Genomic DNA, 13,482 nt, shown 5'->3' with positions numbered 1-13,482 from the left:
CTGCTTTTTATCTTCCCTCTCCCCCCTCCAGCATTTTCTGATAGAGACACACATCTACCCATTTACCGAATTTGAAACCTACTTCTTTCAATTCTCCCCGGTACAAAAAACCCACTTTCTCATGAAGCCTGATACTGGCTAAATTTTCCCGCGCAATAAAAGCTACAACCGAATGATAACCCAGCTTTTGAGCCTCCTCTGCAAGAAAACTCAAAAGCTCATAGCCAATATGCTGACGACGAAATTCCTCCCTTACATATATAGAGTCCGTAACCGTATGCTGATAACCCTCTCTATCAGAATAGGGGCTCAAACACGCCCAAGCTATCACAAAACCATTTTCTTCTGCTACTAAAAGTGGATGCTTATCTCCATGGCTTTTAAACCACCCTACTTGCTCTTCCCAGGAACGAGGGTAGAGATGAAAAGTGGAGATGGTTTTCAATACCGCTTCGTTATAAATCTCGGTGATTTGCTGAAGGTCTTCCAGCTGCGCTTTTCTTATAGTCAAAACTTTTCCTTCCATAGCTTCAATATTGTATATCTTTTTATCCTTTTTATAAAGACAGGTCATAATTTTATCACTCGGGGCTTAATATTCAACTCTTTCATCAACTCTAAATATTCTTCCGGTTTTATATCTTCGGGCTTCTTTTCCAGAACAGCCACAAAAATAGCCTGTAAAACATTAGTACCAAAAGAACGATTGTTCATCTCCGGGGTAGTGGTAACCAGAACCTTTACTCCTTTTTCTTTCATCTCCGATATATCTTGCGAGGTAACAGTATTGGTGATTATCATTTTACCCGGTAAACGATCAGGCATAAAACGCCAGATATAAAGAAAATCTCCTCCAATTATGTCTGCTTTTTCAAAGTAACCACTAAAACGAGGCTGATGCTCCTCCTGTTTTTCCCCCGTAGGATAAAGAACATCAATGGGAAGACGGCGCAAAACAGGCATCATCAATACCGACAAAAAACGGAGAGTCCCTAACTTCCGCAGAGCCACAGGAACGCCCACCGCAAAAGGTAGATCTCCAATGAGAAGATTACATCCTTCCTGATGAAGACCTTCGGCCAATCCGTAACGGTCCATTCCGCTCATTATTAAAGCGGTTTTCCCTTTAAATTCTATTCCCTCACTTTCTCGCAAATAGCGAGGGACTTCTCTCTCCCAGGTATCTTTTAACTCTCCTCCGTCCACAATGGGCGTTTCCCGGAGCACAGAGACCAATCGCGCTACATCTTTTACCTCATAGTGATACGGTCCTGCCCGCAGGTAGAGGTCTGCTCCCCCTAAACCAATAGCATCCACTTTGCCATCCAAACTTTGCAATAGCTCTACAAACTTTTTTTTATCTCCATCTACTCCTATTCTCTCTATAAAGACTCTACAGCCCAAAAGCTCTACTTCTGCACGATGATTTCTTTTCGAGGAACCCAGGCTCGCACTAACTACTCTCTTTTCCTTCATTCTCTACATCCTCCGCTTTTTCAAAAGCCAATGCTCCTTCAATTACGACCCCTGGCTCTAAAGCGATACCTCCTCCCATAATGCAACCCCCTATGCGAGAGGTTTTGCGACAGATTACTTTCTTCACCCGGGAAAAACCATTGACCTCTCCCCACACTTCCATATTCTCCACTTCCACCCAGGCTTCTATCTTCCCTCTTCTCGTTATTACCAGCTCTTGGCACTGGATTGAACCAGCAAATTCCCCCTCCACAATCAAAAAATTCCCTCCTTGAAAACTACCTCTAATTTTAGATTGTCCCCCTACAATGGCTAATTCTTGTTCTTCATTCTTGGTTGAGCTCATAGATAATCCTCAAACCTTCCAGAGTTAAAACCGGGTTAAAAACATCAATGAAATCACAGTAACGGTGCAAAAAAACACTCCACCCCCCTGTGCCTATTACCTTTGCCTCCAGGGAAAATTCTTCTTTCATCCTCTTCACAATCTCCCGGCATAAGCCAATATGACCAAAAAAAATCCCGGTACGCATAGCTTCCACTGTATTTTTACCTACAATGTGGGAAGGAACTTCAATATCCACCCGGGGGAGTTTGGCGGTCTTCTCGTAAAGTGCTTCAGCCGATATGCTTATTCCCGGAGCAATCACGCCCCCCAGATACTCCCTGTTTTTGGTTACCGCACAAAAAGTGGTGGCAGTGCCGAAGTCCACGATAATTAAATCTCCTCCATAGAGAGAAGAAGCAGCTAAAGCATTGACTACCCGGTCTGCTCCCACTTCTTTAGCCTCTACCCGAAGAGAGAGGCCAGTTTTAACTCCCGGTCCTACAAAAAGATAAGGAAGGAGCCACTTTTCCCGGAAAAGATACTCAAGAGCACCCAAAACTGGTGGAACCACACAGGAAACAACCACACTGTCTAAAGTAGCCCTTTTAATTCCTTCCCCTTCCAGGAGGTTTTGAAGCAAAAAGCTCCATTCATCAGAAGTACGGTAGGGGGAGGTGGATACTCGCCAGTTAGAAAGAAGCGCTTTATCCTCATACACTCCCCAGGTGGTATGGGTATTTCCCACATCAATTACTAAAATTCTACTCAAAACTTCACCACCCGCCTCAAAATACGTACTAAAGGTAGCACTATAATACCAGAAATGACTAATTCCAAACTCCCATTAAGGACAAAAACAGGCAAAACCTGCGCCCAGGTAAAGAAACCCGTCACCACCATTAAGCCCAGCACCCCTATGGTGTTGATAAAAGTTCCCCCCAGGCTTCCCAGAACCACTCCCCAGTCTTTTTTCCCCGACCACTTCCAGATGTAATAAGCTACCACTCCAATCAAAAGACGGGGCAAGACACAGGCCAAAACATTACCGGCAAACAGGTGGAGAGTGGAAAATGCTAAAATCAATCCCACTAAAGCCCCCACCTCCGGGCCACCTATAATACCCCCTATTATAGCAGGTATGTGCATGGTAGTAGCGTAAGAAGCAAGATTGGGAACGGGAATAAGCCCCAAAGGAGTAAGGCTCAAAATCACTGACACTGCCCCCAAAACACCAGCCAACACGAACTTCTTAGTTCTTTTCTCCAAAAAAAACACCTCCGTTCCAGTTCTTTTCAGATACCAGACGAGAAAAAACACTAACTAACCAATCAACCAACTCGCTGCCTGTGGTCAGCGGTAAAACTAAACTATTATATCATTTTTAGCGAGAATTCCAGCCAGCCCTGTGGCTTTGGTAACCGAATTCAAAACTCCTTCTGTGACACTTTTATAAATCCCCGAAATTAAAGATAGGTAATTACTCACTTTCTTTTTCCCCGTAGATACCAAAAAAATGGTATCGCCATCATAGAGAGTGGCAAAAGGGCGAATGCAAGATGCCAGAGCAGAGTGAACTACTCCCACAAGAGAGAATAGCTCTTCTCGGGAGAGGAAAAAATCAAAAACCACCAGAGTCAAAGTGGTATTGAAAGGAGAAAACGTTGTCCCTCTTCCTTTCATTTTAACCCCTGCCACCAACTCTCCAGTTCGGGGGTGATAGATATTTCCCCAGGAATTAGTCACCACAAATGCAGATATTTCCTCCCCTTCTACTTTTGCCCTTCCTTTTCCAAACCCTCCCTTTACTGCTCCTTCCATTCCCATAAGTTTACCCACGGTAGCTCCCGTTCCTGCCCCGATAGTTCCCTCTTTTACCACTTTTTCTGAAGACAACGCAGCATTGTATCCCCATTCTCTATCGGGGAAAGCTGGTTCTCCCACTTCTAAATCATAAATCACCGCTCCAGCTACAATGGGAACTGTTCCCCCCGGAGTCTTAAATCCTTTTTTTCTTTCCCGCAAGAAATCCACCACTCCTTCTCCACAGGAAAGACCTAAAGCGCTACCTCCGCTAAAGAATATGGCATCTACTCCCTCTACCAGGTTTCCGGGAAAAAGAGTAGCAGTTTCTCGACCTCCCGGAGCTCCCCCTCGCACCGCAGCCACTGCTCGGTTAGGCTGTTCAAATAAAAAAACCGTGCACCCTGTGGCCTTGGAAAAATCCTGATAGTGTCCTGCTTGAAAAGACATCTTACCTCCTTAAGAAAGCCTGCACCCACAATAAGGGCAAAGTTTAAAATCAGGATCTATCTTTTTCCCACACTGGGGGCAAACTCCAGTTTCTTTTATTTCTTCTTCCGGAATATAATTGCTTTTAGCCCTTTCCAGCTCCTGTTTCCAGGTATCCGCATCGACCATACTATCAAAGTAGAGAGTTCTCTCTCTTTCCCACTCATCTTTATACTTAACAGCAAGATAAAAAGGGCGAGGAGACAGGCGACGATATCTCCACAATTGGCTTTCAAAACCCCTTTTTAGCAACTCTTTTTCTGGAAGAGATTCCACTTCTTCTATTTGCGAGAGAAGGATACGAAAAATTACTTTTTCAAAAGGAGGAGTAATGCCAAAAATGTTAGGACCCTTTTCAAAGTTTTCAAACCACAAACTCTTAGACATTAAAAAAAGGAGGCCATCGCTCACTGCCTCAAAACGAGGATGACCTCCTAAATAGCGAGAAAATCCAGAAAGAATTTTATTTTCTCCGAATTCTTTCTCCTTTTCTTGCCAGAATTCAGATACTGAAACCGAGGAACCCTTTCTTCTTGCCCCCCACAAGAAGGCAAAAAGAACTAATAATCCAGCAATTAAAAGATATCCCCAGGTGTCCATCTCTTTTATTACAAGCCACTTCCCCCATTATTACAGGTAGAACAGTCATCGCTGGAGCAAGTACTGCAACTGGAAGAACTAGAAGAGCTGGGAGAACGGTAGTCGGTGCAATAGAAACCGCTTCCCTTAAATACCAGGCCCACGTTTCTCCCTATCAGTCTTTTTACTCTACCCTTGCAGAAAGGGCACTGAGATATTGGCTTGTCACTAAAAGATTGAAGTTCCTCAAAAGTTTTACCGCACTGAGTGCATTGGTATTCATAAATCGGCATCGCTTTCACCTCCATATGGTAAACCACCCGGTAAAGGATATCCTTTACCGGGTGGTTTTTCTTCGTCCACTTTTATTATTATACCTCACCTATCAATACTCAGGCATTGGTGGAACTGGAGCAGGCTCCTTTTCTGGAATTTCAGTAACTATTAACTCTGTAGTAAGCATTACTCCAGCTACACTGGATGCGTTCTGCAGAGCAACTCGTACTACTTTTGCCGGGTCAATTACTCCATCTTCTATCATATCCACAAACTGTCCGGTGAGAGCATTATAGCCAAGGTTAACATTATCAGCAGCCTTAATTTTTTCTACTATTACCGAGCCTTCTTCACCAGCATTCTGAGCAATCATCTTCGCCGGTTCACTCAGGGCCCTCTTTACTACCAGAGCACCTATTTTCTCATCGCCATCTAAGTTCAGCCCATCAATGGCGGACTCACAGCGAATCAGAGCTACTCCGCCTCCCGGGACTATTCCTTCTTCTACTGCCGCTCTCGTGGCATTCAGGGCATCTTCCACCCGGGCTTTCTTTTCCTTCATCTCTGTTTCGGTAGCTGCACCTACCCGAACCACTGCCACCCCACCAGAAATTTTAGCTAATCGCTCCTGCAGTTTTTCCCGGTCATAATCAGAAGTGGTCTCTTCAATCTGCTTCTTAATCTGGTTCATACGAGCCATAATATCTTCTTTTTTACCGGCTCCTTCTACGATAGTGGTATTCTCTTTATCTACTACTATTTTTCTTGCCTGACCCAGGTCTTCAAGAGTTATATTTTCTAATTTTATTCCTAACTCGCTGGAAATGAAAGTTCCCCCAGTAACTACAGCTATATCCTGAAGCATCTCTTTTCGTCGGTCACCAAAGCCAGGAGCTTTCACTGCCACGCAGTTAATAACACCCTTTAGCTTGTTGACCACCAAAGTAGCCAGAGCTTCTCCTTCCACCTCTTCAGCAATAATCAACAGAGGCTTCCCTCTCTGCACCACTTTTTCTAAAACCGGGAGCAAGTCTTTCACCGCTGATATCTTCTCTTCATAGATTAAAATATAGGCATCCTCAAGAACCGCTTCCATTCTTTCGGGGTCAGTTACAAAATAAGGAGAAAGGTAGCCCCGATCAAACTGCAGTCCTTCCACCACCTCTAATGTAGTCTCTAATCCTGTCGCCTCTTCAACGGTAATGACTCCGTCTTTACCCACTTTGTCCATAGCATCAGCAATGATGTTTCCAATAGATTCATCGTTGTTAGCAGCAATAGTTGCTACTTGAGCGACTTCTTTTTTACCACTTACTTCCTTGCTTATTTCCTTTAGCTTTCCGATTACCGCTTCTACTGCCTTATCAATGCCTCGTTTAAGAAGCGTAGGGTTAGAACCAGCCACCACTGCCCGCAACCCATCTCGATATATGTATTCAGCTAAAACTGTAGCAGTGGTAGTCCCATCACCAGCTATATCGCTGGTTTTAGAAGCCACTTCTTTAACCAGTTGAGCTCCCACGTTTTCGTTGGGGTCTTCCAGGTCGATTTCTCTAGCCACCATAACCCCGTCTTTGGTGATAACAGGAGAGCCGAATTTTCTCTCTATAATTACGTTTCTTCCCCGGGGTCCCAGGGTAACTTTCACGGCATCAGCCAGGGTTTTCACTCCCCCTAAAACTTTCTGTCGTGCTTCTTCTTCAAATAGAATTTGTTTGGCCATCAATCATACCTCCCTTCTTTTAACCTTCGATTATACCCAAAACGTCATCCTCGCGCATTATGAGGTATTCTTCGTCTTCGATTTCCACCTCTGTACCGGCATATTTACCAAAGAGAACTCTATCGCCCTCTTTCACTTCCAGGGGAATGCGCTTTCCATCTTCGCCCATCCTGCCTGTACCTACTGCTATCACTTTTCCCTGCTGAGGCGCCTCTTTTGCCGTATCAGGAATTATAATGCCTCCTTTTTTTACTTCTTCTTCTTCCATTCTTTTAACCAACAAACGGTCTGCTAATGGTTTGATCTTCATTCACTATCACCCCTTTCATCAAATTAGCCATCGTCTATTTTACATCCCCAAAACAATTTTTGCAAGAGTATGGCAAGGTAAATCAAGGTAAATTTTCTGCCAAAATGACAAAAGAATTGTTATAGTATTTGAATTTTTGACAAAAATAAAAAAATACCTTGACAAAATGTCAAAGTATTTAGTTACGCTCCAGAGCTAAATCATATTGTTCTATTTTGCGATAAAGAGTGCGCAAGCTTATCCCTAAAATATTGGCAGCTCTGGTTTTATTGAAACGAGTAAACTTCAAAGTTTCTTGAATGAGGATTTTTTCTACCTCTTCCATGCTCATCCCCACTTTTACTCCTAACAACTCTTCTCGTTGTCTCTTTTTAATATAATCGGGTATGTCCTCAGAAGTAAGCAAATCCCCAGAAGAAAGAATAACCATACCCTCCAGGGTATTGCGCAACTCAACGACATTTCCCGGCCAATCGTATTCTATGAGAAAACGGAGAGCTTCTTTATCCACCCTGATTCCTTCTCTTCCCGTCTCCTCTTCAATTTCTTGCAAAAAACGATCCACCAAAAAGGGAATGTCTTCTTTTCTTTCTCTAAGGGGAGGAATCTCGATTTTAACGGCGTTGAGGAAATAATAGAGGTCATTGCGAAAAGACCCTTCAGCCACTTTCCCCTCCAGAGGAACTTCAGAAGAAGCAATTATTCGAAGATCTGATGACTTTTTACTGAACCGATATTCTTCCAAAAATGCTAACATTTCAGCTTGTTGCTTGTAAGGTAAAAGATGCACATCTTCAAAGTAAATGGTTCCTTCTTTTGGTTTCTCCTGAGGTAAAATTTCCAGAGGCAGAGCAACACAGAGAACTTTGAGAAAAGGCTTTTCCTCTGAAAAAGCATACTGGTGAATAGCCCGAGCTGCCAGCTCTTTACCTGTTCCTTGTTCTCCCACGAGAAGAATGGGCCTTTGCACCTGGGATACCTGAAGAATTAAACTGAAAACTCGCTGCATTTTCTCTGATACCCCGATGATACCAGCAAAAGAAGGGCGGCTAATCACTCTTTTCTTTAAATCTTTGTTTTCTTCTAAAAGGGAAACTTTCTCCTCCGCCCTTTTTATTACCGAGAGAATACGAGAAGGAGCAGAAGAAACAGAAATATAATCATACACGCCTTTAGAAAACAGCTCCTGGAGAGGGAAAGAATCATTGCTCTCTCCTAAAGCAATTATTACCATATCGGGGAAAGATTGACGGATAAAAGAGAGCAGAGAAAAACTATTTTCCCGCAAAACTTTTTCCTCTACCAATACTATATCTATTTCTTCCTTCTCCAGGCAGTTGATAGCCAGGTCTCGATCTCTAACGGAAATAAGATAATAGCCCTCTTCTCGCAACCAGTTGCCTATTTTCTCTCGCCATAAAGCGCTTTTTTCTACTAAAAGTATTTTCCTCATTACTCTCCAAGCTTCACCTTCTCTCCCTCTTCTGCTGATTGCCGGGCAGCTAAGGCCAATCGCAAAGCCAGAATAGCCTGCTCCGGGGTCCCCCTCTCCACAGGCTTATTGTTCTCTATGCAATCCAGAAAATACTCCAGCTCCAGATAATAGGGGTCTTCTTCCCTCACTTCCATTTCTTTTTTTGCTTCCCCGTTTCGATAGAGCACCAGGGGACTGGTTTTCTCTCTTTCTTCAATATTCACCCCGGCGCGGGAAGACCACTCTAAAACTCCCTCATCACCCAGGATACGGAAGCCGCAGGTGAAAGGAAAATCGCCCCTCATCATCCATCCTCCTTCAATGTGAGCTATCACTCCACCATAGTTCACCACAGTAACCATGTGGTCCCAGGAATTCTGAGGAGAGCGCACTCCCTGAGCAAAAACAACTTGAGGTTCTCCTAACAGCCAGTTTACATAATCTAAATCGTGAATATGCAAATCCACAGCTGCTCCTCCGCTCAACTCCGGTTTCAGTATCCAGCTATCCACTGACCAGGTGGGAGGAAGAGAAAGACGAAAGGCATCCACCGATAAAACTTTACCCACCGCTCCTTCTTCTACTAACTCCCGGGCTTTTACATATTCTCCCCAAAAACGAAGAACTTGCCCTACCATAAGCTTTACTCCACTTCTCTCACAAATTCTCTTCATAGCCTCAGCATCTTCCACAGTCAAAGCTATGGGCTTCTCACAAAAAACATGCTTCTCGTGAGAAGCAGCCATCTCTGTATATTCTCGATGCAAAAAAGTGGGCAGGCAGATATCCACTATGTCTACTTTTTCTTCCTCTAAAAGGCGGGAAAAAGAATTATAGTGGGGAATCTGATATTTATCTTGAAAAGCGGAAGCTTTCTCTAAATTTGTCTCAAAAAAAGCACAGACTTCTGCTCCTTCTACCCTTTTCCACCCTTCCATATGCACCCCAGCAATAAAACCTGCTCCTAAAAGAGCAATTTTTTTCATCATTTCTCCTCCTTAGATTCTATTTCCTGGATTCTCCTTACATATTTATCATACTCACAACGGGGGCGAGGATCAAAAGAGAGGTAAACCTCTATCATTCCTTTCTCCATATTCCTTTCTTTTCTCTGCTCCAGAAGCCCGGCTATGATTTGAGCCTGAGTTTTAAATTCACTCATAGCCAGATTTATCTTCTCTTCTGCCTCCCGGGGAGCACACAGCGCCCGGTTGGCTCTGACATTCAGAGCGTCTTTTTCCAGCAAGGTATCTTCAGGAGAAAAATCGCTCCACACCGCATACTGGAGAACCGATTTTATTCCTTTGGCTATCCCCCAATCAGCCATTACTGGATCTCCCACCTGAGGAGTGTCAAAAGCTCCCACGAGAAATGTGGCATAATGGTCTAAGTGTTCCCGATAGCCGTTAGGCACTAAAACCCGGGTGATTTTTAGCCGGCGGAGAAGAGGTAAAATCTTCCGGAAAGTTCCCTCCTCACCTCCCGGTAACTTCCAGCCCAAAAAAGGCCAGACGCTATAATCATCGTAATCTAAACGATGAATCCTTTCCTCTTTAACTCCCAGATGAGCATAAGCTAAAACGGTTTCCCGAGCCCGGAGAGCAGTGATGATATTTTTATGTTCAATGACACTGTAGCCTCCCGACCCATTGCAGAAAATTACAACGTGCACTTCTCCCCCAAAAAGAGGAATGGCCTGCAAAAGATACCCCGGCCCTAAAATACCATCATCATCATGAGGGCAAAAAATAGCTACTCGCTCCTCTCCTTCTACCCAGCCGGGAAACAGAAGCTCGATACTTTTACTTTTTTCTCTCCGGCGCAAATCATAAAAAGTAAAATCTTCTCTCTCCATCATTTCTCCTCCCCTATCAAACTCTGCAGATAATCAAAAGATTTCTTCACTGCCTGATCCACAAACTCCCGGGAATGCTGAAACTTACCATCAAACTCAATCTCTACACTCCAGGGAACTTCTATATTCTCTTCTCTTGCCAGGGCAAATATTTTACCAAAATCTATATCTCCTTCTCCCAGAGGAGGAAAATCCCATACCTTGTACCCTCCCCTTTTATCTTTGAGGTGAAAATGGACAATCCAGGGAAGACAATTTTTAACATCCTCTTCCGGACGGACACCCCCATAAAATATGACATTCCCTGTGTCATAATTAATCCCTACTGCTGGATGATTTAACTCCTCCATCAATTCACAAGCCGCCCGTCCATCTTTCAAAAAATCTCCGTGAATCTACAGGCCAATTTTTACCCCTCTTTTTGCTGCCTCGGAAGCTAAAACTTGCAAATTGGAAATCAAAATCCCCTTTTTGTTTCCTTCTTCTATGGTTCCAGTGTTAACCACCCGGGCCCCTAGGACCCGAGCAAGGTCTAAAGCTTTCTCTAAATAAGAAACTCCCTCGGGGGTAGATAGGTCTGAATGGGCACTGATGCTTGCCACCTGAAGCCCCAGGCGGGATAAAGCATTACGTAGCTTCTTTAAATCCTCTTCCCGGTGGTTAATTACACTAAAGTGATTGGTCCAGCCTTCCACACAGGCTAATTCTACATAGGGAAAGCCAGCTTTTGCGATACCGGTCAGAGCTTCTTCCAGAGAGAAACCATGGTAAGTATTGGTAGACACCGCCCAGATATCAAACATATTAATCCCCCTTTTTTACTAAAATAGTATCATCTTTCTCTTTTTCTGAAAAGAGATAGAATAGTTCAAGGGGAAATAGATAAAGAATAAATTCTTTAATTTTCGGTTTGAATTATAACTTTCCTAAAAAGGAGTGAAAGATATGAAAAAAGTTATGCTCTATGCCTTGAGCACCTGCCCTTTTTGTCAGATGACTAAAAAATACTTCGAAAAGCACAACATCCCCTATGACTTTGTAGATGTAGACCTCTTAGAAGATGAGGAAAAAGAAAAAACAGTGGCTAAAGTACAAGAAATATCGGGAAGAAGAGCTTTCCCGGTAATAGTTATAGGAGATAAAGTAATAGTGGGATATGACGAACTGAGCATCTCGGAGGCTCTCAAAGAATGAACCAGGTAGAAAAAATATTCTGTCCGGTGTGTCAGGTGAGTTTTATTCTGCGAGAAGAAAAAGAAGCAGGGAAAAAAATAACCTGTCCGGTGTGCGGTGCAGTTTTAGTTTTAGAAAAAGATAACAGTAGCTGGTTAGCCAGAAGACCTGACGACTTAACTCCAGAAGAAGAAATAAGGGCAAGGATAGAAAACTTTGCCCGGCTGCGCAACTATAAATTCAATGAGCTCAAAGAACCTCTGGTGGAAGGACTGCTGAAAAAATATGAACGCTATGGAGATTTTTACTGTCCGTGCAAAATAGATAATATTCCCGAAAACGTATGTCCTTGCCTGGAAACAAGACAGGGCAGCGTGGAACGCAATGGACGCTGCCATTGCGGATTATTCTGGAAATAGGGGGTTCCCCCCTATTTCCTCCCTGTTACAAGATAGAGCTCCTGGTTATCAATGACTCTCGTTATCTCCAGGCCCCGTTTTTTTAATTCCCAAGCCAGTTCTTCTCCCGGAGGAAGAGTAAAAGCCGGAGGAGCTCCATCTCCTCGGTGCCGTTGATTAATGGTTTGCCGGCTTTCAGAGTGGGCAATGGATAGCTCTCCTCCCTCTATGAGAAGAGAAATTAAATTCTGGAGAGCTAAATCCCGATCCCAAAAATGAGGGAAAGAAGAATAAACAATAACCAGGTCATATCTGCGGCTGTCTTTATATCTTTCCGCACTCCCCTGATGATATTCAATGCCCTCCTCTCCAAACTTTCTTTTCGCCACTTCTAACATTTCTTCAGCTACATCTAGCTCCACAATTAAGCCAGAAGAACCCATTTTTTCTCGCAAGAAAGGAATTAATATCCCTGTCCCTGAACCTACATCTAAAACGGTAGAAGAAGGAGGAATAGTGAGAAAGGACAGAAGATAGCGGATTTTGTCCGGAGAAGACAAAGCACGCTCATCCCACTCCCCGGCCAAACGGTTAAAAGCTTCCCGGACTTGCTTCTCTTCCCTGCACAAAATTTTCCACTCCTTTCACTATAAGAGGAACTAAAACCATCTGAATGGCCACTCCCGGAAGGGAAATCACAAACAAGGTATTCAAAACCGGAAGAAAAGAAAATTTTTTACCCAGAACTAAGGCAATTAAAATCCAGTTACCCAGAATGGAAATTAATCTCCCCCCCAAAAGAGAGGCAAAAAGAGAAGGGAAAACACCCCATCTCTTTTTTCTGTATAAAAAGAAGACCAAAATTCCATATCCTCCCAACTCTCCCATCATAACCAAAAAGCCAGGAAAAGGAGGCATACCAGTGAGAAAAAAATTGAGAAGGGGAAGAATAAAGCCCAGTAAAAAAGCGGCACTCCCTGATGAGAGGAAAAAACCTCCCAAAAGAGCGGGTAAATGCATAGGCAAGAAAACCGCTCCGGGAATGCCAGAAACATGGAAAAGAGACGGTAAAACGACTCCTGTGGCAACTAATAGAGAAATTTTGGTTATTTCCTGAGACTTCATCTATTCAATAATCGCTCCACTAAAAAATTGTAACATCGAATAACAATCTGTCAAGGAAACCGAGGCTCTCGAGTGGAATCGCTTTTGTGGTTTTGAGAGAAATGTACTCTCTGGACTTCTTTTGATAAAAGGATTAACAAATACTCTCGCAAAAGCGGCTATAAGGTAACTCCTCATGGTTTACGTCACTTGCCTTCACCCTACAGCGCACTCGAGAGCCACTGATTTAAGTATGACTAAAAAGCAATTAGCGCTCCCGGAGGAGACTTTAAAGCAGAGTATGAGAAAATTATGCCAGCGAGCGATAACTGTGAAAAAAATGAGGAGGGCGTAATAGCTTGGTATCCCGCAACCTATAAAAAGAAAATAATTTTCAAAAAAATTTTTAACTACCTATTGACGAAATGGAAAAGTAGTGGTATATTATTATTGCCATCGGTTCTGAGGAGTTAAGCCGGAGGATGGAAAAAAGAGCT

At 43.4% G+C, this 13,482-nt stretch carries 17 protein-coding genes and 1 pseudogene; 2 read left to right on the top strand and 16 right to left on the bottom strand.

Annotated elements, in window-relative coordinates; translation table 11 throughout:
• Positions 1-7: 7 nt before the first annotated feature.
• The 14 genes and pseudogenes from GXZ17_RS03995 to GXZ17_RS03930 all read right to left on the bottom strand — a co-directional run bounded on the left by GXZ17_RS03995 (position 8) and on the right by GXZ17_RS03930 (position 11,113).
• Complete coding sequence (locus tag GXZ17_RS03995; protein ID WP_409375998.1) at positions 8-574, bottom strand: N-acetyltransferase family protein; 567 nt, start codon at positions 572-574, stop codon at positions 8-10.
• Positions 571-1,476, bottom strand: coding sequence for a quinate 5-dehydrogenase (locus GXZ17_RS03990; protein ID WP_409375997.1), 906 nt, complete (start codon positions 1,474-1,476; stop codon positions 571-573). The genes GXZ17_RS03995 and GXZ17_RS03990 overlap by 4 nt, the downstream gene beginning before the upstream one ends.
• Positions 1,454-1,822 carry a polymer-forming cytoskeletal protein gene (locus tag GXZ17_RS03985; RefSeq protein ID WP_409375996.1) on the bottom strand — a complete coding sequence of 123 codons (369 nt, stop codon included), beginning with the start codon at positions 1,820-1,822 and terminating at the stop codon, positions 1,454-1,456. The genes GXZ17_RS03990 and GXZ17_RS03985 overlap by 23 nt, the downstream gene beginning before the upstream one ends.
• The gene (locus GXZ17_RS03980; RefSeq protein WP_409375995.1) at positions 1,803-2,573 is read right to left on the bottom strand and encodes a type III pantothenate kinase; all 771 of its coding nucleotides are present in this window, start codon (positions 2,571-2,573) and stop codon (positions 1,803-1,805) included. The genes GXZ17_RS03985 and GXZ17_RS03980 overlap by 20 nt, the downstream gene beginning before the upstream one ends.
• Positions 2,570-3,070, bottom strand: coding sequence for an ECF transporter S component (locus GXZ17_RS03975; RefSeq protein WP_409375994.1), 501 nt, complete (start codon positions 3,068-3,070; stop codon positions 2,570-2,572). The genes GXZ17_RS03980 and GXZ17_RS03975 overlap by 4 nt, the downstream gene beginning before the upstream one ends.
• 96 nt (positions 3,071-3,166) lie before the next feature.
• A complete protein-coding gene (locus tag GXZ17_RS03970) occupies positions 3,167-4,054 on the bottom strand; it encodes a P1 family peptidase (RefSeq protein ID WP_409375993.1) in 888 nt (295 codons plus the stop codon).
• A 9-nt stretch (positions 4,055-4,063) separates the two neighbouring features.
• On the bottom strand, positions 4,064-4,693 hold the full coding sequence (locus GXZ17_RS03965; RefSeq protein ID WP_409375992.1) for a zinc ribbon domain-containing protein: 630 nt from the start codon (positions 4,691-4,693) through the stop codon (positions 4,064-4,066).
• 8 nt (positions 4,694-4,701) lie between these two features.
• Positions 4,702-4,980 carry an FmdB family zinc ribbon protein gene (locus GXZ17_RS03960; RefSeq protein ID WP_409375991.1) on the bottom strand — a complete coding sequence of 93 codons (279 nt, stop codon included), beginning with the start codon at positions 4,978-4,980 and terminating at the stop codon, positions 4,702-4,704.
• Positions 4,981-5,057: 77 nt separating this feature from the next.
• Positions 5,058-6,674 (bottom strand): chaperonin GroEL, encoded by a 1,617-nt coding sequence (groL, locus tag GXZ17_RS03955; RefSeq protein ID WP_409375990.1) that lies wholly within the window; start codon positions 6,672-6,674, stop codon positions 5,058-5,060.
• Positions 6,675-6,690: 16 nt separating this feature from the next.
• Positions 6,691-6,981, bottom strand: coding sequence for a co-chaperone GroES (gene groES, locus GXZ17_RS03950; RefSeq protein ID WP_409375989.1), 291 nt, complete (start codon positions 6,979-6,981; stop codon positions 6,691-6,693).
• Between the two features lie 178 nt (positions 6,982-7,159).
• Entirely contained in the window at positions 7,160-8,434 is a 1,275-nt protein-coding gene (locus GXZ17_RS03945; RefSeq protein WP_409375988.1) for a sigma-54-dependent transcriptional regulator, read from the bottom strand.
• A complete protein-coding gene (locus GXZ17_RS03940; RefSeq protein WP_409375987.1) occupies positions 8,434-9,444 on the bottom strand; it encodes a Gfo/Idh/MocA family protein in 1,011 nt (336 codons plus the stop codon). Before GXZ17_RS03940 ends, GXZ17_RS03945 begins: the two co-directional genes overlap by 1 nt.
• Positions 9,441-10,313, bottom strand: coding sequence for a PIG-L deacetylase family protein (locus GXZ17_RS03935; protein WP_409375986.1), 873 nt, complete (start codon positions 10,311-10,313; stop codon positions 9,441-9,443). Before GXZ17_RS03935 ends, GXZ17_RS03940 begins: the two co-directional genes overlap by 4 nt.
• Positions 10,310-11,113 (bottom strand): annotated as a pseudogene (locus GXZ17_RS03930) (sugar phosphate isomerase/epimerase family protein). The gene GXZ17_RS03935 and the pseudogene GXZ17_RS03930 overlap by 4 nt, the downstream one beginning before the upstream one ends.
• Positions 11,114-11,255: 142 nt before the next feature.
• Between GXZ17_RS03930 and GXZ17_RS03925 the strand changes: the two are divergent.
• Both GXZ17_RS03925 and GXZ17_RS03920 read left to right on the top strand, forming a co-directional pair.
• Complete coding sequence (locus tag GXZ17_RS03925) at positions 11,256-11,504, top strand: glutaredoxin family protein (RefSeq protein ID WP_409375985.1); 249 nt, start codon at positions 11,256-11,258, stop codon at positions 11,502-11,504.
• The gene (locus GXZ17_RS03920; RefSeq protein ID WP_409375984.1) at positions 11,501-11,902 is read left to right on the top strand and encodes a ferredoxin-thioredoxin reductase catalytic domain-containing protein; all 402 of its coding nucleotides are present in this window, start codon (positions 11,501-11,503) and stop codon (positions 11,900-11,902) included. Before GXZ17_RS03925 ends, GXZ17_RS03920 begins: the two co-directional genes overlap by 4 nt.
• A gap of 11 nt (positions 11,903-11,913) precedes the next feature.
• Here GXZ17_RS03920 and GXZ17_RS03915 read toward each other — a convergent pair whose 3' ends face one another.
• A complete protein-coding gene (locus GXZ17_RS03915; protein WP_409375983.1) occupies positions 11,914-12,510 on the bottom strand; it encodes a class I SAM-dependent methyltransferase in 597 nt (198 codons plus the stop codon).
• Entirely contained in the window at positions 12,473-13,006 is a 534-nt protein-coding gene (locus GXZ17_RS03910; protein WP_409375982.1) for an ECF transporter S component, read from the bottom strand. The genes GXZ17_RS03915 and GXZ17_RS03910 overlap by 38 nt, the downstream gene beginning before the upstream one ends.
• Positions 13,007-13,482: the final 476 nt, after the last annotated feature.

This window comes from Candidatus Sordicultor fermentans, assembly GCF_012728195.1.
In the GTDB taxonomy this organism is placed as follows: domain Bacteria; phylum Atribacterota; class Atribacteria; order Atribacterales; family Caldatribacteriaceae; genus Sordicultor; species Sordicultor fermentans.
This window is presented reverse-complemented; position numbering and strand designations above follow the sequence as displayed.

What these genes read in the sequence shown, in the direction of transcription:
- GXZ17_RS03995 (WP_409375998.1), bottom strand. Translation starts at nt 574, where the DNA reads ATGACCTGTCTTTATAAAAAGGATAAAAAGATATACAATATTGAAGCT.
- GXZ17_RS03990 (WP_409375997.1), bottom strand. Translation starts at nt 1,476, where the DNA reads ATGAAGGAAAAGAGAGTAGTTAGTGCGAGCCTGGGTTCCTCGAAAAGA.
- GXZ17_RS03985 (WP_409375996.1), bottom strand. Translation starts at nt 1,822, where the DNA reads ATGAGCTCAACCAAGAATGAAGAACAAGAATTAGCCATTGTAGGGGGA.
- GXZ17_RS03970 (WP_409375993.1), bottom strand. Translation starts at nt 4,054, where the DNA reads ATGTCTTTTCAAGCAGGACACTATCAGGATTTTTCCAAGGCCACAGGG.
- GXZ17_RS03965 (WP_409375992.1), bottom strand. Translation starts at nt 4,693, where the DNA reads ATGGACACCTGGGGATATCTTTTAATTGCTGGATTATTAGTTCTTTTT.
- GXZ17_RS03960 (WP_409375991.1), bottom strand. Translation starts at nt 4,980, where the DNA reads ATGGAGGTGAAAGCGATGCCGATTTATGAATACCAATGCACTCAGTGC.
- groES (WP_409375989.1), bottom strand. Translation starts at nt 6,981, where the DNA reads ATGAAGATCAAACCATTAGCAGACCGTTTGTTGGTTAAAAGAATGGAA.
- GXZ17_RS03945 (WP_409375988.1), bottom strand. Translation starts at nt 8,434, where the DNA reads ATGAGGAAAATACTTTTAGTAGAAAAAAGCGCTTTATGGCGAGAGAAA.
- GXZ17_RS03940 (WP_409375987.1), bottom strand. Translation starts at nt 9,444, where the DNA reads ATGATGAAAAAAATTGCTCTTTTAGGAGCAGGTTTTATTGCTGGGGTG.
- GXZ17_RS03935 (WP_409375986.1), bottom strand. Translation starts at nt 10,313, where the DNA reads ATGATGGAGAGAGAAGATTTTACTTTTTATGATTTGCGCCGGAGAGAA.
- GXZ17_RS03925 (WP_409375985.1), top strand. Translation starts at nt 11,256, where the DNA reads ATGAAAAAAGTTATGCTCTATGCCTTGAGCACCTGCCCTTTTTGTCAG.
- GXZ17_RS03920 (WP_409375984.1), top strand. Translation starts at nt 11,501, where the DNA reads ATGAACCAGGTAGAAAAAATATTCTGTCCGGTGTGTCAGGTGAGTTTT.
- GXZ17_RS03910 (WP_409375982.1), bottom strand. Translation starts at nt 13,006, where the DNA reads ATGAAGTCTCAGGAAATAACCAAAATTTCTCTATTAGTTGCCACAGGA.